The organism is Nitrosomonas sp. (genome assembly GCF_019752095.1).
Lineage (GTDB): Bacteria > Pseudomonadota > Gammaproteobacteria > Burkholderiales > Nitrosomonadaceae > Nitrosomonas.
The window spans coordinates 26,514-46,375 of sequence record NZ_JAIEMO010000037.1 but is presented as its reverse complement, the minus strand read 5'-3'; the positions used below and the strand labels follow the sequence as shown (position 1 = coordinate 46,375).

Sequence of the window (19,862 nt, the reverse complement as noted above, 5' to 3'; positions counted from 1 at the left end):
AAATACAGCGTAGGCATTAACGCGAGATTTCCACTTAAGATATGGGTAAAACTGTCCAATCAAGTGCGGCCACCTCTCGCTAATGCTTTAATTGAGTTGATGATGTTTCTGGATGCGTTGCCATTGGTGACGCGAACGAATTCAATTTCACAGACCAGTGGGTATCCAGATCAGCGCAGATGGCCAAGGGTAGCTGGCGTGACAACGGATTTATAGAGCGGCTGTAGAAGATCGTCAAATACGAAGAATTATATCTGCATGTCAACGACAGCGTATGCAATGCAAAACAAAGCTTACTTCATGTTCTACATAACCTGCCTGCAGTGCGAAAAGAAGCGTCCTTCACGCTCGCTATCGGCGCGATTCTCTTATAGTTAGGATGAAATTTTAAATCAATGGAGCAGCTGATTTGCCGATCGATGATTCTTAGGCATAAAATTAGTATTTTCATTACGTATATTAAAGTTGTGCATGTACGGAATTACTTTAAATTGGATAAATTCAGCGATATTTTCTTCCATTGAAAAATTAGCAGCATAGCGCATGAAAAAATCTAGCACTTTATCTTCATCTACTTGATGGAAAGGATTCAACGTGCTGCTACACAATAAATGACTGGCAGAACATAAAAAAGGCGTTAATCGTTTAAATTGTTCAAAATCTGCAGATTCCAAATAACAGTTTGCTAATAGATTGGCGAAATTGTTTTCAAGCGCAGCTAACCGCATATTGTGTAGGAAAGTAACTGTATGGATATGGAATGAATTTTCAGGAATATGAACGACGGTTTTAGAATCTAACTCTGGAATGTGTGAATCAGTGAGACGTTGCAAATGATTGAATACTGAATAGCATTCTGTTCCTACTTGTTTATCTGTTTTCATTTGATTTCCCTCTAATCTAATTGAAGATTTTTCCTAATACTAAATTGAGCAGAATCAATTTGACCATAATAATATATATAGCTAAGCAGATAATAAGCGGATGTATGCCCTTTAATACATTATTTAATCTCTTCCGGGTTTAATTCCTCGCCCCTTGGGGCGAAGGCTGGTTGAAAACCAGCAGTCTGAAGAGCGCTTTTAATACCTCGCTGCTTGCGGCGGGGTGCTTTATTTCTCGGACGCTTAAAAACCTATCTTTTTTAGGTATCGTGACAAATTATCTCATTGAATTATTAACGGTAATAACTTACCCGTGGCAAATGAAAGCATCACCACATCCGTGCCAATATTTAAATGGGGCGTGTTGTAATTACAACAAATATGTTTGCATCACAACACAATCGGCGATTCCTGACCCATAAGCATCCTGAGATAACATCGATAATATTTCCTTGAAGGGTTTGCAAACTGTTTTTAGTAAGTAACAGTATGCATCGTGACTAAGACTATCTTACGTCAACGACTATCACTTAGCACTTACAGACAAGCGATCCGTCTGGCAGTTGCCCGCTGGGTTGTGGACAATGAGAAGTGCGCCCCAATACAGTTTTATAAGCAAATTCAGGTCGTCGCTGCCAGGTTAGCAAAAATTCCTGCTTATCCCCCACGGCTTCAGGTTTCTTGCTAGAATCAGGAAACTGACTCAGGATATCCTGATAATACGCTTTCCGCTGCCAATAATTCACATGAATGCCGTCCAGACCAAACCAATCCGAACCCTGTTCATACAGTTTAAAATGCCGTTGTGCCGCCATTTCCAGCAATCCGCGATACACTACTTGCGCACGGCTAATAGTTTCATCTTTAGATAACTGACAGGATGGGTAAAAAATATTACGAAAAAAAATGTACCGCCGCTCGGATAAACTTTCAATCGAAGCCATCGGTAGATTAGTCACCACAATCTGCGCCGCGTGTTTCTGTAGCTGATTGATGCACCATTCCAACGTTCGCAATATCTGTTCTGGTGGCAATCCATACAAAATATCATTACCGATATCAGTTAACAGCGCATAAGTCGGGTGTGTCTCAGTCAAATCCAACTGTCGCCACAACTCGCAATCCGAAATCCCCGGCAAACCGCGCCACAATACTTGGGTGAACGTCCCATACGCACGTCCATGCCCAAGCGCCGTAAGCACTTCGCTTGGCCCGCCAAATCGCTGTTGCATTAAGTGAATAGTCAAACGTAGCGACAGGGTAAGGTTGCTCGCTCCGAGCAGGATAAAGCGGTTTTTAGGCGTTTCGTGATAACTATCCACTTTAGTAGGCTAAGCGATTCGTTTATTGTTGTCTAATATTGCGCTTCGATCTTGGGTTTGCAAATCTCTATTGCTTTTTTGATCCCGCATGATAACGCTCAAATTCCGAGGGATCAATCGCAGAAACTACTGGGATCGCATTCGTTGTACAAAAATCCCCCTAACCTCATTATTACCAAAAACGTTTACACCTCGCATACTTTGAAATATTGACAATTATTTTGCTAAAGAGTAGACAGAAGGTAGCGGAATTTTTCCGTTAAGGTCTTTTGATCAGATTCAGAAAATGTGATCAAATCGATTGATTCTAATCAGTACATATTTGATTTCGACCAAAGGAGGTCTTATGAAAAAGCAATTTTGGATTACAACGATACTAGTGACCCTATTGATAGCATTAAGTCAAGCACATGCCAGTGAAAAAGAAGTGAGTAAAGATCAAGTACCTAAAGCAGTACTCGAAGCTTTTGAAAAAGCTCATCCCAATGCTAAAGAAGTAGAATTTGAGCAAGGAATGATCGAAGGTAAAGCCGTGTATGAAATTGAATATAAAGAAAATGACCGAGAGTACGAAATTTTGTATGACGCCGAGGGGGAAGTTCTGCAGAAGGAAGAATCCATTGATGTCAAAGCACTGCCTGAACCTGTAATCCAGGCCATTGCCAAGGTATACCCAAACGCCACGATCGAAGAAGCTGAGAAAGTGATGAAGCCCGATGGAACAGTTACTGGCTATGAGGTGGAAATCAAATCAGAAGGAAAGAAGTTTGAACTTCACATGGATACTTTAGGAACAATTTTGAAAACAGAGCAGGATTAAATCCAGCCGGGTTATGCATGAGGAATCAATCGATCGTTACATTAGTAGTGATAAATAAAATGAACCGAATGATGACCCGTCAAGTGTTCTCGAGAGTATTTCCAAATGCGCCTATGTGATTTTTATCATCGTTCTTGTCACTCACGTTTTTTGTCTTAGTTGTTTTCACGAATGCAATATCTTCTTGGTTTTTTAGCTACTCTGTGCATTTTATGGTTATTCGCGACTGCCAGTCTGGCACAAGAACCTAAAAAGATTCAATCTGTTATCCTGGATTCGATTAACATTACTGCCACTCGCAGCGAACGCCCACCTTCGCAGATTCCCAATAGCATTACGCAGATCAAACGTGATTCGCAGCAGGGCTTTCAACCGGGTGCGACTTTAGATGAGTTTGCGCGCGGCACTCCGGGAGTTTTCTTTCAGAATCAGTTTAATTTTGCGCAGGATGTGCGCATTGCCATTCGTGGATTTGGCGCGCGTTCGCCGTTTGGTGTGCGCGGAATTCAGATGCGCGTAGATGGAATTCCACAGACGTTGCCGGACGGGCAAACGCAGTTGGATTCAATCGACCCTTCGTTAATCGAACGCATGGATATTGTGCGTGGACCATCGGCTGCGTTGTATGGCAATGCTTCCGGTGGCTTGATCGATATCACCACGCGCGAAGCACCACCAGAGAAATTCGTGGTGATGCCACGCCAAGTGTTCGGACAATACGGTTACCTGAAATCTGAGTTGTTCATGGGTGGGCGCAGCGGGAATTTCGGCTATAGTCTGTATGGTTCTCACTTGCAGCAAGATGGCTGGCGCAATCATAGCGCGATGCAAAATACGTTTTCGCAGGCTAAGTTGAATTTCCAAACCAGCATGAATTCCGATCTGATGCTGGTATTCCGGGAGCTTTATTCCCCGCTATCCAAGGATCCAGGTGCCTTGACTAGTACGGAGATGCAGGCCAATCCACGACAGGCCTCGGCACGCAACGTGCAGTATAACGCTGGCGAGGAAATTCGACAGGAGGAAATGGGCATACGGTTTCGCCAAAGACCTTCTGCCGGAAAAGAATTTACTGTGACGGCGCACATGCAGCACCGTGACTTCCAAAGCCGTCAACCTTTTTTCGATGGCGGGCAGGTTCAGTTTGATCGCTTAGTGGGCGGATTGATGATGCAATTTGTCAATGATCATGATTTGTTCAACCGCCCTAATCGTTTTTTGGTTGGTGTCGACTACGGCATACAAAATGATGATCGGCAGCGCTTCAATAACAACTTTGGTGTGCGCAGCGCACTGAATTTAAGTCAAATTGAGCGCGTGCAAAGCGTTGGACCATTTGTGCGCAATGAATGGAATGTTGCCGATAAGCTCGATTTGGTGCTCGGCGGTCGTTGGGATTGGTTGCATTATCAAGTCAAAGATCAATTTAAAAGTGATGGCAATGAATCCGGTTCGCGGGCAGTATCGCAAGGTAGTGGTTCTGCTGGGCTGGTGTATCATCCCACCGATCAGCAGCAACTTTATGCGCATGTTGCATCCGTTTTTGAAGCGCCGACCACGACTGAACTACTGAACAACCCTGCTGGAAGAGGTGGATTCAATCCGAATTTAAACGCGCAAACATCGCTCAGCAGCGAACTCGGTTTTCGCGGTAATTCCGCAGGGTTTCAGTACGATGCTGCAGTATTCTTTATTCGCACCTGGGACGAAATCACACCGTTCGAGCTGGCGACATCACCGGGCCGAGCATTTTTCCGCAATGCCGGCCAATCACGACGTGTCGGCGTGGAAACACGTCTTGCCACGCCAGAATGGAAAGGCTTCCGAGGCGAAGTCAGTTACACATTCTCTGATTTTGCATTCGAAAAATACGTAGTTAATGACATCAGTCTGAAAGGCAACGTTTTTCCCGGTATCCCTATGCACCGATGGGAAGGATTGCTGCGCTATTCACATCCGTTTGGTTTCTTTGGACAATTGCATGTGCACCGTGTTGGTGGGTTTTATGTTAACGACCTTAATACCGCGACCAACCCGGCCTATAATTTAGGACAATTACTCTTCGGCTGGGAATTGAGACGAAACTGGATCGAAGGTTCGGTGTTTCTCGGTGTCAATAACCTGTTTGATGCGCAATATAACGCGAACACACGAGTCAATGCGGCGCTCGGCCGCTATTACGAGCCGGGGCCACCGCTCAATCTATTTGGTGGAATACGAATGCGTGTTGTCGTGTTTTAGTAAATATCATGTTTTACTAGCTCTTTTCCTGAAATGTAACTATTCTCAATTTGCTATACTTCGGTTCTTGTGACCACTTGATACTTAACATTTAAGTATCAAGTATAATTAGAGCGTTTAGAAAATAATAATTATATTGCTGTATCCCGTCTCGTCCACTACCCGCAATCCAATTTCGCTATCGACAAAGCTGCAGGAGATTAAATCATGCTCATAGAAGACGCAATCAAAGATCAACAAACGGTAACCTCAGAGGGTGAATCGACAAATGTTCTGCTGACAGGAGTGAAAAAATATGAAGTACCCAATATCATCACGCCCAACGGCATCACCACAGAGCTTTATCGTCCGGAATGGGACGTAGGCCCCGATCAGATACGGCATATGATTCACGCCATACTGCGAACCGGTGCCATCAGTGCTTGGCATGCGCATGAATCGCAAATTGATACTATCTTCGTGATTAATGGGACAATAAAATTGGTTCTGTATGATGATCGCGCTGATTCAGCGACAAGAGGTCAAATTAACGTCTTTCATCTGAGTCGTATGAGGCCTACATTAATCACTATTCCGCCTGGTATTTGGCATGGTTTACAGAATTTGGAAAATTTCGAAAGTAGTTTTATTAATTATTTTAATAATCCTTATCTTTATTCTGGTCCGGATGAATGGCGCTTACCATCTGACACCGACAAAATCCCTTATCAATTCAAGTAAGTTATAAGTAAGCCGTAAATTCCTTCAATTCCTAACTTAGGACTTCATCTCATGAGCTTTGGCAGCGACTTCGTTCTCACATTATTCACCAATGATCCGGATTTGGCACGGGCTGGCAATGCGGCTGGCATTAATCGTATTGGCCTTGACTTGGAAAGAATGGGTAAAGAGCATCGCCAGGATGCCAAGAAAGCATGGATTTCTGATCATCAGATGCATGAGCTGGAAGCTATTCGCGATCAATTAACGCAATCTGCGTTATTTGCCCGCACCAATCCAATTCATGCCGGCTCACGCGATGAAATCAATTGTTTGATTGATCAAGGCGTAACTGTGCTGATGTTGCCGATGTTTCGCACGATTAAAGAAGCGGCCACTTTCATTGAACTCGTGGATGGCCGCGCATTTGTCTCTTTATTAGTCGAAACTGCGGCAGCCGCAATACGCTTACGTGAAGTTGTCAAACTTCCAGGAATTGGTGAAATCCACTTCGGATTGAACGATATGTATTTGGATATGAAACTATCCAATCATTTCGAGGTACTAACCTCCGGTTTTCTGGATAGACTGACCGATATCGCATCTACGGCCGGAGTACCTTATGGATTTGCCGGCATTGGTCGGCTTAATGATAGCCGTTTACCGATACCTAGCGATTTAATCTATGCTCAATACCCGCGACTTGGCGCAACACGTGCATTGGTTGCACGCGTATTCTATACACCCGATTTCCGCGCGCTGAATCTCACGCATGAAGTCAATGCTACACGTGCTATGCTAGACCAATGGCATCAAACAGGAGCGGATCAGCAAACCGCAGCTTTGGCGCTGTTACGCACCAAAGTAACTGAATGGGCTGCTTGATTTGCTTATATCTATTTTTCTAGTAACCTATTTGAAATGACCGACGCGCATCTTACTTTCTACGACACATCACGTGCTTATTATGCAAGTTATTATCTGCAGGGATTCCATGAATTAGCAAAAAGTGGGAAATTGCAAATCAGAACAGGGCATTCGCTTCCAGCACGCTTGATGCCAGCCATTCAAGATGCTGATTGGCAACATTTATTGTTTGCAATGGTACTTTTTAAATTTCAGCAAGGTGATCACGAGTGGTATTTCTGCATTGATACACATGATGTCAATTCAGTCAACGTTACGAATCATACAGGTGGATATCATTTACCGCTGCTGCAAAGCGTGGATGTCTACTTTAAGGTTAACTACAACCCGGACCAGATTGAGTACACACCAGCACTTAAAGATTTTCGTGAAAAAATTCTTAGCGTTTCACAGTTTTTCCCGATAAGACCGGAATCATTCCTATCGCTTAGCCGCAGATTGCTGTTGACTCCGGCGCTGTTTGGTTTTAAACCCGGGATTAATTATAACGTACCCTATAAAAATTATTTAACGGATGCCAAGTTTCGCTTACGTGACCTGAAAAATTTTCAGTCACTCGAACAAATACTGGCTCATCGAGCAACTCCAAAAGATATCGATGTTTTCTTTGTAACCAGTTTTCGGCATAATTCTCGTCATGTAGCGGTCATGGAACGTCGCTACCAGGTTATCAAGAAACTTTTCGATGCAGCCTCACTTAACACGGCTACAGGTTTTTCATGCGAGAAACCGCTCCCGGAAAAATATGCCGAAGTTTTTTATCCGCGTCTGAGTCAAGAAAGTTATCTTGAAACCTTGGCGCGCGCAAAGGTCGTTATTTACACGCAAGGTATTGCAGGCTGCTTATCTTCCAAATTCGGCTTAGCCATGGCGCTGGGAGTTGCCGTTATCGGTGAACCTTTAGAAAACAACCCGGAATTATTAATCGCAAACCCACATTTAAAAGAACAATTCGCTTATTCAGATCCGGATGAAATTGTTGAACGCGCAATTCATCTTGCAACAAATTCGGAAAAAGCTCGCGAATTGGGCAATCTGAATGCGGTCATGTTCGATACTCAAATGGCTCCCCGCCCTACTGCAGAATACGTAGTCCAGGCACTACAAAAATTTCAATTTTCCGATCCTCAATCTTCAGCTAGAGAAATTCAGAGTAGTTGAGATGAACTGCCGACAATGGTACATTTAACAGCTACTGTGTACTAATTGCCTAAAACCAGAAAATGACACTAAAAACTAACATAATTGCTGTACTTTTTGTTTTCAGCTCTTTCCTGCTGCCTGCTGTGCAAGCTCAACGCATTCAAACCGAGTACGATGTCCGCTTAGTGGCCGAAGGGTTGCAATTCCCCTGGGGCATGGCGTTTATGCCAGATGGCAATATATTGGTAACAGAAAAAATTGGTCAATTACGTATCATCACGCCGGATGGTCGTGTTTCAGAGCCGGTGAAAAACGTCCCTGCTGTGTTATTTCAACAGCAGGGCGGCTTGCTGGATGTTGCGTTGGATCCAGGGTTTTCCAAAAACCATTTGATTTATTTATCGTATTCTGAGCCGGAAGGAGCAAAAGCTAGTACCGCAGTCGCTAGAGCTGAACTGAAAAATGGCAGCTTGGAAAATTTGCGAATAATTTTCCGTCAGTTGCCCAAAACTGAAGGCGGCGTGCATTTTGGCTCACGCTTGATATTCTCACCGGATGGAAATCTATTTATCACACTGGGTGATCGTGGTGATTATATGGAAGAAGCGCAGCAGCTGAACAATCATATCGGCAAAATAATCCGTATCCGACCTGACGGAACAGTTCCCGCTGACAATCCGTTTGCTAATGACCCGAAAGCTAAACCCGAAATCTGGTCGTATGGGCATCGCAGTGTCCAGGGTGCCGCAATTCACCCAAAAACGGGCCAGCTTTGGATTCATGAACATGGCCCCAAAGGTGGCGACGAAATCAATATTCCGCAACCCGGTAAAAATTACGGTTGGCCAAAGGCAAACTATGGCAATCATTACTCTGGTGTGCCGATCAAAAATGAACATGCAGAACAAGGGTTTGAAGAACCCATACACTACTGGACGCCATCAATCGCACCTTCTGGCATGGTGTTCTATACTGGGAAGCAATTTCCAGGATGGCGTGACAGCTTGTTTATCGGAACACTGGCAGGACGACATTTAGTCCGACTTTCAACCGATAACAAGAAGATTCTCAATGAAGAGCGATTATTAACCAATACATTGCGCTTTCGCGATGTAGAGCAAGGTCCGGATGGTGCATTGTATTTATTGACTGATGAAGAAAACGGTAAGCTTCTAAAGTTAACACCTAAGTAACATTCAGTTCCACACAAACTAAGCTAGAATGCAGCTTATTTAATTTCTTTCCTGCCGGCCACACTTAAACAAAGATCGACTAGCCAGTTACAATAATATTTACCCGAGCAATTCACTGATGGATACTGTTGACCTCAAAGATCCTGCGCTTTATATCAATCGCGAACTGAGCCTGTTGGAATTTAATCGCCGTGTGATCGAACAGGCCAAAGATGAGACTCTTCCGTTGCTGGAGAGGCTACGTTTTTTATGCATTGCCAGCACCAATCTAGACGAATTCTTTGAGATACGTGTAGCTGGACTCAAACAGCAGATTAAGTACGCCTCGATGCAAACAGGTCCGGATAATCTGTCTCCAACAGAGGTGCTCTCGCGTGTCAGTGAAACTGCGCATCAGCTTGTGCTGGAGCAATATAGCGTATGGAATAGCATGATCATACCTGCGCTGGCCAAAGATAAAATCAGGCTACTGCGCCGTTCGCAATGGAAACTTCAAACCAGCCGCTGGATACATCGCTATTTTAAAGAAGAAGTTTTACCGGTATTAAGTCCGATCGGATTAGATCCGTCGCACCCTTTTCCCAAGGTTCTTAATAAGAATCTATATTTCATCATCTCATTGGAAGGAAAGGATGCTTTCGGACGTGATTCAGGTATGGCCATCGTGCAAGCACCACGCTCATTGCCAAGAGTTGTATCAATCCCAGCTAAATACAGTGAAGAAAATCACGATTTTGTGATGCTTTCCTCGATTATCCATGCGCATGTCACGGATCTTTTTCCGGGTATGAATGTCATCGGCTGTTATCAATTCAAAGTGACGCGCAATAGCGATTTACTGATCGACGATGATGAAATTGACGATTTGTTGCGCGCTCTGGAGGGCGAGTTGCCTTCGCGAAGATTTAGCGATGCAGTGCGATTGGAAGTTGCGGATAATTGCCCGGATCTTCTAAGCTCTTTCTTGTTACACAAATTTGAGTTACAGCAAAATGATCTTTATCGGGTAACTGGGCCTGTCAACTTGAATCGCTTACTTGCAATCTGCGACTTGGTTGATCGTCCCGAACTGAAGTTTGTCGGCTTCACACCAAACATTCCCAAACGTCTGGTCAAAAATACCAACATATTTGATGTGTTGCACAACGGTGACATTCTACTGCATCACCCATTTCAATCGTTTACTCCCGTCATAGATTTTTTGCGACAAGCAGCCGCTGACCCTGGCGTGCTCTCGATCAAGCAAACGCTTTACCGTACTGGAATTGATTCGGCGATTGTTGAAGCGCTCAAGGTGGCTGCGCGTGCAGGTAAAGAAGTCACGGTAGTCATTGAGTTGCGAGCCAGGTTCGATGAAGAAGCCAATATTGGGCTCGCCAGTGAATTACAACAAGTTGGCGCGCATGTCGTGTATGGCGTGGTTAATTATAAGACTCACGGCAAAATGATTCTGGTCGTCAGAAGAGAAGGCCGTACATTACGGCGTTATGTACATTTAGGAACCGGTAACTATCATGCACGAACTGCGCGTTTATATACCGACTACGGTTTGTTGACCTGTGACAAAGCCATCGGTGAGGATGTAAATAAACTGTTCCATCAATTAACCGGATTAGGACGAGCAAGCAAATTAAAAAAGCTTTTGCAATCACCTTTCACGCTGCATAAAGGGATATTGAGTTATATCGACAAAGAAATCAGTGCCGTAAGTGCAGGAAAAAAAGCCTGGATCATTGCCAAAATGAATGCACTGGTTGATCCGGAAATTATCGCAGCGCTATATAAGGCTTCTCAAGCCGGCGTAAAAATAGACTTGATCATTCGTGGCGTATGCTGCCTGCGTCCGGGAATCAAAGATGTATCGGAAAATATAAGTGTACACTCCATTGTAGGTCGTTTCCTGGAGCATACCCGCGTTTATTATTTTCAAAATGGGGGCGATGACGAAGAATTGGTCTTTTGTTCCAGCGCTGACTGGATGACACGTAATTTACATCACCGGGTAGAGGTATGCTTTCCAATTGAGGAAAAACGCACCAGCGATACAGTCATCCAGCAGGGGCTATTATGCTATCTTTCCGACAACACACAAGCTTGGTTGTTGCAAAGCGATGGTTCCTATAAACGCTTAAAACCAGGCACTGCTAAACCACGTTCTGCACAGCAATTTCTCTTGGAACACTATTGCGGTCTCTAATACAAGCGATTTAATCGAATATCAGTTTAATATCAGTAGCCTGAAGAAGGTCTTGCTCGGTATTCAAGTCGGCAAGTGTTAAAGGATTCTGTTCTAACCAGTCTGATGGAGAATCCAAAGTAATGCGGTTTTTGTTCACACCGATGCGAATTTCCGGCAAGTCGCTATTGGAACGGCTGCGATGGAGCAACACTGCCAGCCTTAGCAAAATACATAGCCTGATGACTGAATTTTTCGTAGAAACAGTTATTGATTCAAATTCTTCCAGCGGGAATTTACGACGATGACTCCGCACTAACATCGCCAGTTTCATTTGCTCCTGACGGGAGAATCCTGCTAAATCAGAATTGGCAATTAAATACGCGCCATGCCTGTGATACTGACTATGCGCAACCGATAAACCAATTTCGTGAATAAGCGCTCCCCATGTCAACAGTTTCAAATCTGTTTTTTCGTCTAATTCCCAGTCGGTTTTTACCTGATGAAAAAGTTTTTCTGCAGTATCCTTGACTCGATTGGCCTGCTCGGTATCAATGCTGTATCTTTGCGTAACAATTTCAATGGTCTTATCCCTGATATCCTCATTATGCATCCGACCGATAAGGTCATACAACAAACCCTCACGCAATGCACCTTCAGAAACATTGATCTGTTCCAGCTTAAGCGTTTCAAAAACACCATACAATATCGCCACACCGCTGGCAAAAACTGGTTTTCTGCGCTCAGGTACACCGGCAAAATCAATCGATGCACTATCGCCAATCTCGATTAAAGCTTCCATTAGTTTCGTCAATGCAGACAGGGTGATGCCTGAATCACACCAACCTTGTGCTTGAACGACATCCCGCACTGCAATGATAGTGCCGGAAGAACCCAACGCAGAATCCCAGCCTGTTTTTTTATAGGCTGTTTCAATGGATTCCAGCTCCTGCCTCGCAAACAATACGGCTTTGCGCATTTTTTTGGCTTTTATCTTGCCATCATCAAAAAAACGCTGGCCGACATTGACGCAGCCCATATGCAGGCTTTCAGTCGCATACGTATCAAAACCCTGGCCAATGACTAACTCCGTACTCCCGCCGCCGATATCAATCACCAGGCGTTTATTAGTCTCATCATATAAACTGTGTGCAACGCCTAAGTAGATTAACCTTGCTTCTTCGCGCCCCGCTATGATCTCTACCGGGTGACCCAACGCGCTATGTGCCTGTGACAAAAAAACATTGCCATTTTGCGCCTGACGGAGTGTATTTGTACCTACAGCGCGCACATTCAGATGCGGAATTTCCTGAATCCGTTGGCCAAATCGCTGCAAGCATTCCAGGGCCTGTTGCATGGATTCTTTCGACAACTCCTGCTCATCATTCAATCCCGAAGCCAGTCTGACCATCTCCTTCATGCGATCAATAATCTGCAAACGGCCATCCACCATGCTCGCCACGATCATGTGAAAACTGTTTGAACCTAAATCAACAGCAGCGTAGGATTCATCCATAGTGAAGCACGCCAGAATGGAAGTTAATCATCCAATTAATCGATCTCATACTAAGAATGCCTAAATATCAATTGATTATTATGCGACATGCCAAATCAGACTGGTCTGAGGCAGGCAGATCGGATTTCGATCGTCCTTTGACAAATCGCGGAAAAAAAGCTGCTAAACAGATGGGTAAGTGGTTAAAACAAAAAAAAATTCGCATAGACCGAATTCTCTGTTCTCCTGCATTACGAGCAGGACAGACCTGCTATCGGGTCGTAAACGAATTAAGCCTGTCTGAAACAGAAATACACTGGGAACCCACAATCTACGATGCATCATGCAATGACCTCATTGCCCTAGTCAAGCAATATAGCAAAGGAATATACACATTACTTATCATTGGACATAACCCAGGTCTCGACCAATTACTCTGTCATTTATCTCAAGATCCGCCACCCGTTGACAATTCCGGCAAGTTGTTGACAACCGCCGCCTTGGCTGTCTTGGATTTTGGAAGCAGTGCTATTGCAGTTAACGCTCATGAAGCGCAACTGCGATACTTAATCAGACCCAAGGAGCTATGATTTCTTTTGGTTCTTTCCTTTCTTCTTGCCACCTTTCTTTTTATCTTTATCTTTCTTTTTCTTATCTTTTACTTTGTCTTTTTGCTTTTCGACCTTGTGTTTTTTTTTCTTGCTTTCACTATTAAGTTTAACGGGTTCAGGCTGACTAACAATCGGACTTCTCTCCGTTTTTATACTCGGCGCTTTTTTGGTTTTTGCTTGTGTGCGTCCGACAGGAGTTGCTGATGGCTTAACCGGTTTATCTTGTAAGCAATCGACAGCCGACTGCTTCACTACCCGCGCTCGTATCGCGCCGCTGAATCCTGGTATTTTTTGCAAATCTGTCAAGCTAATCGCGGCCAATGCTTCGACTGTTTTGATTTTATGTTCAGCTAAAACCTTGATTGTGGCGGGGCCGATTCCAGTTACATCAGTTAATTTAACCATGACGAGACTCCTGTTGGCTTGAAAATCGCATTATAACGGTCTGTTGATTAAATACAACGAGCTTTCATTCAAGCCTACTTGTTAACTAAAAGTAACAAACATCCCGCAATGAACAAGCCAGCTCACTTTATTTCTGCATTAAGTCTATTTCTTCAGCATATCCTTAAGCTTGGCAAATGGATTATGAGTAGCGACCGCTTCTGCTTGCTCGCCAGTATCACGGCCCATCGAATCCTTCAACTTAGAATGCTCATTCTCATGGCAATAGGTGCAAAGCAATTCCCAGTTACTGCCATCCGGCGGATTATCATCATGATTACTGTTCTTGTGGTGCACTTCCAGCAACTGTAAATTCTTATGATCAAATGCACGCGCGCAACGGCCACACACCCAGGGAAACAATTTGAGCGCCTGCGCCCGATAGCCCTGAGCGCGTTTTTCTGCATTTTGACGTGCTTCCAGAACTACTTTATCCAGTTTAGCGAACTCTTTTGCCATCCATCTACCTCCTTCCTAGTTACAGATCAAGTCAGATAGTTTTTCAACAGCCTGCTAATGCCCTGCATAAAGCCCATCGATTTCCACCTGGTGCTTTTCAAACACCTTGGTACGCTTCAATTTCAGCGTCGGCGTCAGCAGACCATTGTCAACGCTCCACGGCTCTTGTGCAACTGCAACACGGCGTATTTTGGCATAGCCTGGGAATTCGCTGGTTTGATGTGAAATTTTTTCCAATAAAATTTCTTCAATTCGTTGCCTTGATTGCTCATGCGTCGGATCTTCCTCCAGGCCATGCTGTGTGGCGTAGCTTTGCCAGTGCTTCGGACTCAGTACCACTAAAACACTCAAGTAGGAGCGTGCTTCACCGATCAGCATGACCTGCTCAAATAGCGGATCACGCAAAATGGCCGTTTCCATATCCGCCGGGGGCACTTTCTCACCGGTGGACAGCACAATAATTTCTTTCAATCGTCCGGTGATGGTCACGTGACCTTGGGCATCAATCGATGCGATATCACCCGAATTCAGCCAGCCATCCGATGAAATGATTGCTTTCGTTGCGTCGGGGTTATTCCAATAACCCAACATTACGTTCGGCCCACGAATCAGCAATGCGTCACTTTCTCCCAGCTTGACTTCTACGCCGGGAATCGGCAAGCCGACACTGGCCGGCATATTGTCTTCGAGTCGATTGGCGCAGACAACCGGACTGCTCTCGGTCATTCCATATCCTTGCAGAATCGGTAGCCCGAGACCAATAAAAATGCGCGAAACTTCTGGCGACAATGCGGCACCTCCGCTCATCACCATACGCAATCGACCGCCCAGTTTACCCATCACTTTATCAGCCACCAATTTTTTCAATAGTGGCCACAACACATGTGACAGTCGCTGATACCCTCTTCCCTGTTGGCACTCAAACCGGCTATAACCCACAGCAACCGCAAAATTGAATAACCAGCGCGCAAAACCGGGACCCTCGGCCAGTTTTGCCTGTATGCCCGCATAAACCCGTTCATAGATACGCGGCACTGATATCATTAAGGTTGGCCGGATGATCAACAGATCATCTTGCAATTGCGGGATCGAGCGTGCGTATGCAATTGTGGCGCCGGTCATCATCGGCACATAATAACCTGCGGTACGTTCAAAGGTATGCGACAAAGGCAAAAAAGAAAGCAGCAGATCCTCGGACGTCACCTGGATAACTTGCAGGCAGCTAAAAGCATTGGTCAGAATATTATGGTGACTGAGCATCACACCTTTGGGACGACCTGATGTACCGGAGGTATAGATGATGGTAGCAAGCGAATTGGGGTCGCTGTTAATATGCTTCACCTCAGTGGCGCGCGCTGACAGCCATTCCATTGCCGAAACGATGCGCACGTTATCACAAACATCAACACTACTCGACTCAAAAGGCCGGAGGATAACAACCCGTTGCAATCCTTCTATTTCATTCTGTAAGGTAAGAAATTGCCGCCATTGCTGTGAATTTTCCAGCAACAGTAATTTCACATTTGCATCATTAATGACATAAGCTGCATTTTCAACTCGATCATCGGTATATAAAGGAATTACCACGAGCCCCAGACCCATTGCCGCCTGCTCGAACATCACCCATTCCGGGCAATTTCTCATCATTACTGCGACCCGGTCGCCAGGAACCAGTGATTCTTCTTTAATCAAAGCTGCCTGCCAACGGGCCACGTGCTGATTCATCTGTTCCCAGGTATAGCTGCACCACTGTTCACTGATCGGATCGAAATAACGATAGGCCACATTCTGCGGCGAGCGTTGCACACGTTCACTAAACAGACCATCCAGTGTTTCTGCTTTATCCACCGAAATAACGCTGGTCATTCCGTTTTGCTCGATTTGCATAACTTTTCCTCTATGCGCAGGCCCCAACTTTGTATCCGTTTACTGGCGATGCTGCATCAGTGTATTTTCTGATTATTCTGATATTCCAATTCACTTAACGGTTTCAACCGTCTCTGATTCTTCTGTCACGGGACTGCTTTTCTTTCTGCTCGTGGTTTTGGCGCTACTTTTAGCTTTGGCAACAGTAGTCGTGCCATTAATTTCATCCATAACCTCACTATCGATAGCGAAATTAGCGTTGATAGCGCCTCTGGTTCCCATCGCAGCATTAGTGCTGTCATTTCTTAAAGATTTCTTTTCGCTTTCAAAATCCGGTCTAAAATCATCCACCTTAATCACCTTGCTGCGTAAATCTTTCAGTTTGTTCAGCAGGCTGGCTTCTTCTTCAGTAATCACGCCTAGTTGCACGGCCTGAGCAATCTGCCCATCTCCATGATCAGTAACTTTACGCAACTTGATAGCTTCCCGTAGCTTGGCTTCGATCGCGCCACATTCGATGATGCATTGCAATGCCTGCTCCAATTCAGCCATCGGTTCATGCTCTGCAGTTGGCACATGAATGCCAGCCGTCAATCGATCACGCACAGCACCGGGTACCATCATTAATCTGGCAACTTCATGGGTTATTGCATCAACGGGTGGCTTGCAGCGCTTACCGAGCGGGAAAACCAAGGCTCTCAGTAACCAAACGAAGGTGAAATGCCCCGGAATATTGTCCAGGAACTCATCAAATGCCTGCTGCATTCGATAAATGCCATCCTGCATCGACCAATGCAGCAAGGGCAAATCAGCGTCAGGACGACCATCGTCCTCAAAACGTTTCAGGGTTGCTGAGCATAGATACAACATGCTCAGAATATCACCTAGACGGGCGGATAATCTTTCCCTGCGTTTAAGTGATCCGCCCAAGCGCATGAGCCCGATATCCGCAATACAGGCGAAACTGGCGGAAAAGCGTGCCAATTGTCTATAATAACCAGCTGTCTCTGGGGTGCAGTTTTCCGGCGCATTGCCCTTGATGTGGTTGCAGAACAATGCATACACCAAGCTGTTTGCGGTATTTCGCAATGTGAATTTTGCATGTCCCATCAATGCTTCATCAAATGCCAGCGATGCGCTATCCGGATTTTTATCATGGGCTGCATTCACTTCTTTTAGCAGATAAGGATGACAACGCAGCGCACCCTGACCGAAAATGATCATGTTACGCGTCAAGATATTGGCACCTTCAACGGTGATGCTGACAGGAATCTGCTGATAAGTACGTCCCAGATAGTTTCTCGGGCCGATACAAATGCCTTTGCCGCCGTGAATATCCATGGCATCGTTGATTGCTTGCCGTCCGCGCTCGGTTAAATGATATTTGACGATCGCCGATGCCACCGAGGGTTTCTCGCCCAGATCTACTGCAGAGGCGGTCATGACACGCGCAGCATCCATCATGTAAGTGTTGCCGCCAATACGGCCCAATGCTTCCTCGACGCCTTCAAAATAACCGATCGGTGTTTTGAATTGCGTGCGTACCCGGCTATAGGCTCCACTGGTGCGCGCCGCCAATTTGGCTGCTCCTACACTGGTGGCTGGCAACGAGATAGCGCGTCCTACGGACAGGCAATTCATCAGCATGCGCCATCCTTGCCCGACACCTTCTTGTTCGCCGATAATCCATTCCATTGGAATAAACACTTCTTTACCGGAATTTGGCCCATTCTGGAATGCGCCATTCAACGGATAGTGGCGACGCCCGATATTCACGCCCGGTGTGTCCGTGGGGATAAGCGCTAACGTAATGCCGAGATCCTCCTCCTTGCCCAGCAATCGATCCGGATCATATAATTTGAAAGCCAATCCCAGAATAGTTGCAACTGGGCCCAGCGTAATATAGCGCTTTTCCCAAGTTACCCGCATACCTAAGACATTTGTTTTACCGTCATGCTCACCGCGGCACACAATGCCAAAATCCGGCATCGCACCGGCATCAGAACCCGCATCTGGTGAAGTCAGCGCAAAACAGGGTACATCCAGACCTTTTGCTAGACGCGGCAAATAATGTTCTTTTTGCTTCTCAGTACCGTAATGCAGCAATAACTCAGCCGGCCCCAGTGAATTCGGCACCATCACCGTCACCGCTGCTGTGCCGCTACGCGAGCCGATTTTCATCACAACTTCAGAGTGGGCCAATGCTGAAAACCCGTAACCGCCGTACTGCTTGGGAATAATCAAACCAAAGAAACCTTTTTCCTTGATAAATTGCCACACTTCCGGTGGCAAATCCTTTAATTCATGCGTAATCTTCCATTCATCCAGCATCACACACAACTGTTCAACCGGACCATCGAGAAACGCTTGCTCTTCTGCTGTTAACTGCGGCTTAGGATAAGCCAATAATTTTTTCCAATCGGGTTTTCCGCTGAATAAATCGCCTTCCCACCATACCGTGCCAGCATCCAGTGCTTCCTGTTCCGTTTGCGAGATTTGCGGCAACATTTTGCGAAAAACTTTCAGTATTTGATTGGTGACTAGATGACGGCGTATCAAAGGAACAGCCAGAATCAAACCAACGATGACAACCACGAACAGAATGACGTAGAAGAGAAACGCGAGCATGGTGATTTTCCCCTTAATGAGTTAAGTCCGATCAAGTTATAACATGACAGTTACACATGTTTTGATTCAGACGTGCAAAATCCTGCATCTTCTTAAACAGCTTACAGCTTCAAATTTACATGATAATCGCTCAAATCCCTACTTTAGCACCGAAGTTTTACTATTATATTGTTGTGTAATTCATACACTCGACATTTTTAATACTGCATTTATTTTCTGATTCTAATCATTGTTTCAGACTATTAACATGACATATGGCTACTTTCTAGAAGACGTCTAATCAGGATTTTAATCATGAATCGCCTGAATTTACCGGAGCTTCTATTTCTTGAAAGGATAGGGTTATAAGAAATCAGATGCGCCGAAAATATGCAAATGAGCTATACGGTTGGTTTGTTGACATTTAGAAGAATCCTCTCAAATGGATTTAAAGCCGCCGCAGAGTAAAATATCGAGGTAAATAATCTGACGCCATAAGTTTGCAATTTCATCCCTTAACAAGAATATATTTAATATAAGTTGTAATAACCCTACTTTTATTATTTGTCTCGGTTGATATTTTATTCACATATTTATGACACTCTCTTAACATTTTCTCAATATCTTTATGGTAATGTGCCAATCGCATTTTACGAACTGCAACAAAATTCTTTCTTTCTTGAAGAGGTACATCATGCTTATAAAATTATTTTTGGCTGTGTCATTAAGTTTAAGTGTTGCTTCATGTTTTGCTGAATCAGATGGAAATAAATCAAAATCGCTGATTGATCCGAGTCAGCAAAAAAGATTATCGACTGACAGCAGCCAGCAGAAACAAGCCGCTCAACCCAATGCATCAACTAAGAGCACAGACTCTCAATCGCCTCAAAACTCAAATCAGGAAAATAAACCATCCATGATTGATTTTTGTAGAAAAAACCCTTGCTAATCCAATTACTACTTGCAATCGGAGTT

Annotated in this window: 17 protein-coding genes; 10 read left to right on the top strand and 7 right to left on the bottom strand. The window is 44.8% G+C overall.

What is annotated here, in order from left to right:
• On the top strand, positions 1 to 216 hold a 216-nt coding region (locus K2Q13_RS11375), incomplete at its 5' end, for a hypothetical protein (RefSeq protein ID WP_292921229.1).
• Between the two features lie 176 nt (positions 217 to 392).
• Here K2Q13_RS11375 and K2Q13_RS11370 read toward each other — a convergent pair.
• On the bottom strand, positions 393 to 884 hold the full coding sequence (locus K2Q13_RS11370) for a hypothetical protein (protein WP_292921228.1): 492 nt from the start codon (positions 882 to 884) through the stop codon (positions 393 to 395).
• Between the two features lie 530 nt (positions 885 to 1,414).
• Positions 1,415 to 2,206, bottom strand: a complete 792-nt coding sequence (locus tag K2Q13_RS11365; protein WP_292921227.1) for a hypothetical protein — start codon at positions 2,204 to 2,206, stop codon at positions 1,415 to 1,417.
• A gap of 346 nt (positions 2,207 to 2,552) precedes the next feature.
• On the opposite strand from K2Q13_RS11365, the gene K2Q13_RS11360 reads away from it, so the two are divergent.
• From K2Q13_RS11360 to ppk1, 7 genes are all read left to right on the top strand, one after another.
• Complete coding sequence (locus K2Q13_RS11360) at positions 2,553 to 3,026, top strand: PepSY domain-containing protein (RefSeq protein ID WP_292921226.1); 474 nt, start codon at positions 2,553 to 2,555, stop codon at positions 3,024 to 3,026.
• 171 nt (positions 3,027 to 3,197) lie between these two features.
• Positions 3,198 to 5,267 (top strand): TonB-dependent receptor, encoded by a 2,070-nt coding sequence (locus K2Q13_RS11355; RefSeq protein WP_292921225.1) that lies wholly within the window; start codon positions 3,198 to 3,200, stop codon positions 5,265 to 5,267.
• A gap of 207 nt (positions 5,268 to 5,474) precedes the next feature.
• Complete coding sequence (locus K2Q13_RS11350; protein WP_292921223.1) at positions 5,475 to 5,987, top strand: dTDP-4-dehydrorhamnose 3,5-epimerase family protein; 513 nt, start codon at positions 5,475 to 5,477, stop codon at positions 5,985 to 5,987.
• Between the two features lie 51 nt (positions 5,988 to 6,038).
• The gene (locus K2Q13_RS11345; RefSeq protein WP_292921222.1) at positions 6,039 to 6,851 is read left to right on the top strand and encodes an aldolase/citrate lyase family protein; all 813 of its coding nucleotides are present in this window, start codon (positions 6,039 to 6,041) and stop codon (positions 6,849 to 6,851) included.
• 36 nt (positions 6,852 to 6,887) lie between these two features.
• A complete protein-coding gene (locus K2Q13_RS11340; RefSeq protein ID WP_292921220.1) occupies positions 6,888 to 8,054 on the top strand; it encodes a hypothetical protein in 1,167 nt (388 codons plus the stop codon).
• A 62-nt stretch (positions 8,055 to 8,116) separates the two neighbouring features.
• Positions 8,117 to 9,229 (top strand): PQQ-dependent sugar dehydrogenase, encoded by a 1,113-nt coding sequence (locus K2Q13_RS11335; RefSeq protein WP_292921219.1) that lies wholly within the window; start codon positions 8,117 to 8,119, stop codon positions 9,227 to 9,229.
• Between the two features lie 118 nt (positions 9,230 to 9,347).
• Positions 9,348 to 11,426: a polyphosphate kinase 1 gene (ppk1, locus tag K2Q13_RS11330; protein ID WP_292921218.1), complete on the top strand. Its 2,079-nt coding sequence runs from the start codon at positions 9,348 to 9,350 to the stop codon at positions 11,424 to 11,426.
• A 10-nt stretch (positions 11,427 to 11,436) separates the two neighbouring features.
• On the opposite strand, the gene ppx is transcribed toward ppk1, so the two are convergent.
• Positions 11,437 to 12,921 (bottom strand): exopolyphosphatase, encoded by a 1,485-nt coding sequence (gene ppx, locus K2Q13_RS11325; protein WP_292921217.1) that lies wholly within the window; start codon positions 12,919 to 12,921, stop codon positions 11,437 to 11,439.
• Positions 12,922 to 12,977: 56 nt separating this feature from the next.
• Here ppx and sixA point away from each other — a divergent pair, with 56 nt between their 5' ends.
• Positions 12,978 to 13,490 carry a phosphohistidine phosphatase SixA gene (sixA, locus tag K2Q13_RS11320; protein WP_292921216.1) on the top strand — a complete coding sequence of 171 codons (513 nt, stop codon included), beginning with the start codon at positions 12,978 to 12,980 and terminating at the stop codon, positions 13,488 to 13,490.
• Here sixA and K2Q13_RS11315 read toward each other — a convergent pair.
• The 4 genes from K2Q13_RS11315 to K2Q13_RS11300 form a co-directional block, all read right to left on the bottom strand.
• Positions 13,485 to 13,916, bottom strand: coding sequence for a helix-hairpin-helix domain-containing protein (locus tag K2Q13_RS11315; RefSeq protein WP_292921215.1), 432 nt, complete (start codon positions 13,914 to 13,916; stop codon positions 13,485 to 13,487). The two genes, sixA and K2Q13_RS11315, sit on opposite strands and share 6 nt — an antisense overlap.
• 144 nt (positions 13,917 to 14,060) lie before the next feature.
• Positions 14,061 to 14,414, bottom strand: a complete 354-nt coding sequence (locus K2Q13_RS11310; protein WP_292921214.1) for a YajD family HNH nuclease — start codon at positions 14,412 to 14,414, stop codon at positions 14,061 to 14,063.
• Between the two features lie 54 nt (positions 14,415 to 14,468).
• A complete protein-coding gene (locus K2Q13_RS11305; protein WP_292921213.1) occupies positions 14,469 to 16,301 on the bottom strand; it encodes a long-chain fatty acid--CoA ligase in 1,833 nt (610 codons plus the stop codon).
• 90 nt (positions 16,302 to 16,391) lie between these two features.
• A complete protein-coding gene (locus tag K2Q13_RS11300; protein ID WP_292921212.1) occupies positions 16,392 to 18,908 on the bottom strand; it encodes an acyl-CoA dehydrogenase in 2,517 nt (838 codons plus the stop codon).
• Between the two features lie 673 nt (positions 18,909 to 19,581).
• Here K2Q13_RS11300 and K2Q13_RS11295 point away from each other — a divergent pair.
• Positions 19,582 to 19,836 (top strand): hypothetical protein, encoded by a 255-nt coding sequence (locus tag K2Q13_RS11295; RefSeq protein ID WP_292921211.1) that lies wholly within the window; start codon positions 19,582 to 19,584, stop codon positions 19,834 to 19,836.
• Positions 19,837 to 19,862 lie beyond the last annotated feature (26 nt).

Coding starts and splice junctions, on each gene's coding strand:
- K2Q13_RS11370 (WP_292921228.1), bottom strand. CDS start 884: ATGAAAACAGATAAACAAGTAGGAACAGAATGCTATTCAGTATTCAAT.
- K2Q13_RS11360 (WP_292921226.1), top strand. CDS start 2,553: ATGAAAAAGCAATTTTGGATTACAACGATACTAGTGACCCTATTGATA.
- K2Q13_RS11355 (WP_292921225.1), top strand. CDS start 3,198: ATGCAATATCTTCTTGGTTTTTTAGCTACTCTGTGCATTTTATGGTTA.
- K2Q13_RS11350 (WP_292921223.1), top strand. CDS start 5,475: ATGCTCATAGAAGACGCAATCAAAGATCAACAAACGGTAACCTCAGAG.
- K2Q13_RS11345 (WP_292921222.1), top strand. CDS start 6,039: ATGAGCTTTGGCAGCGACTTCGTTCTCACATTATTCACCAATGATCCG.
- K2Q13_RS11340 (WP_292921220.1), top strand. CDS start 6,888: ATGACCGACGCGCATCTTACTTTCTACGACACATCACGTGCTTATTAT.
- K2Q13_RS11335 (WP_292921219.1), top strand. CDS start 8,117: ATGACACTAAAAACTAACATAATTGCTGTACTTTTTGTTTTCAGCTCT.
- ppk1 (WP_292921218.1), top strand. CDS start 9,348: ATGGATACTGTTGACCTCAAAGATCCTGCGCTTTATATCAATCGCGAA.
- ppx (WP_292921217.1), bottom strand. CDS start 12,921: ATGGATGAATCCTACGCTGCTGTTGATTTAGGTTCAAACAGTTTTCAC.
- sixA (WP_292921216.1), top strand. CDS start 12,978: ATGCCTAAATATCAATTGATTATTATGCGACATGCCAAATCAGACTGG.
- K2Q13_RS11315 (WP_292921215.1), bottom strand. CDS start 13,916: ATGGTTAAATTAACTGATGTAACTGGAATCGGCCCCGCCACAATCAAG.
- K2Q13_RS11310 (WP_292921214.1), bottom strand. CDS start 14,414: ATGGCAAAAGAGTTCGCTAAACTGGATAAAGTAGTTCTGGAAGCACGT.
- K2Q13_RS11305 (WP_292921213.1), bottom strand. CDS start 16,301: ATGCAAATCGAGCAAAACGGAATGACCAGCGTTATTTCGGTGGATAAA.
- K2Q13_RS11300 (WP_292921212.1), bottom strand. CDS start 18,908: ATGCTCGCGTTTCTCTTCTACGTCATTCTGTTCGTGGTTGTCATCGTT.
- K2Q13_RS11295 (WP_292921211.1), top strand. CDS start 19,582: ATGCTTATAAAATTATTTTTGGCTGTGTCATTAAGTTTAAGTGTTGCT.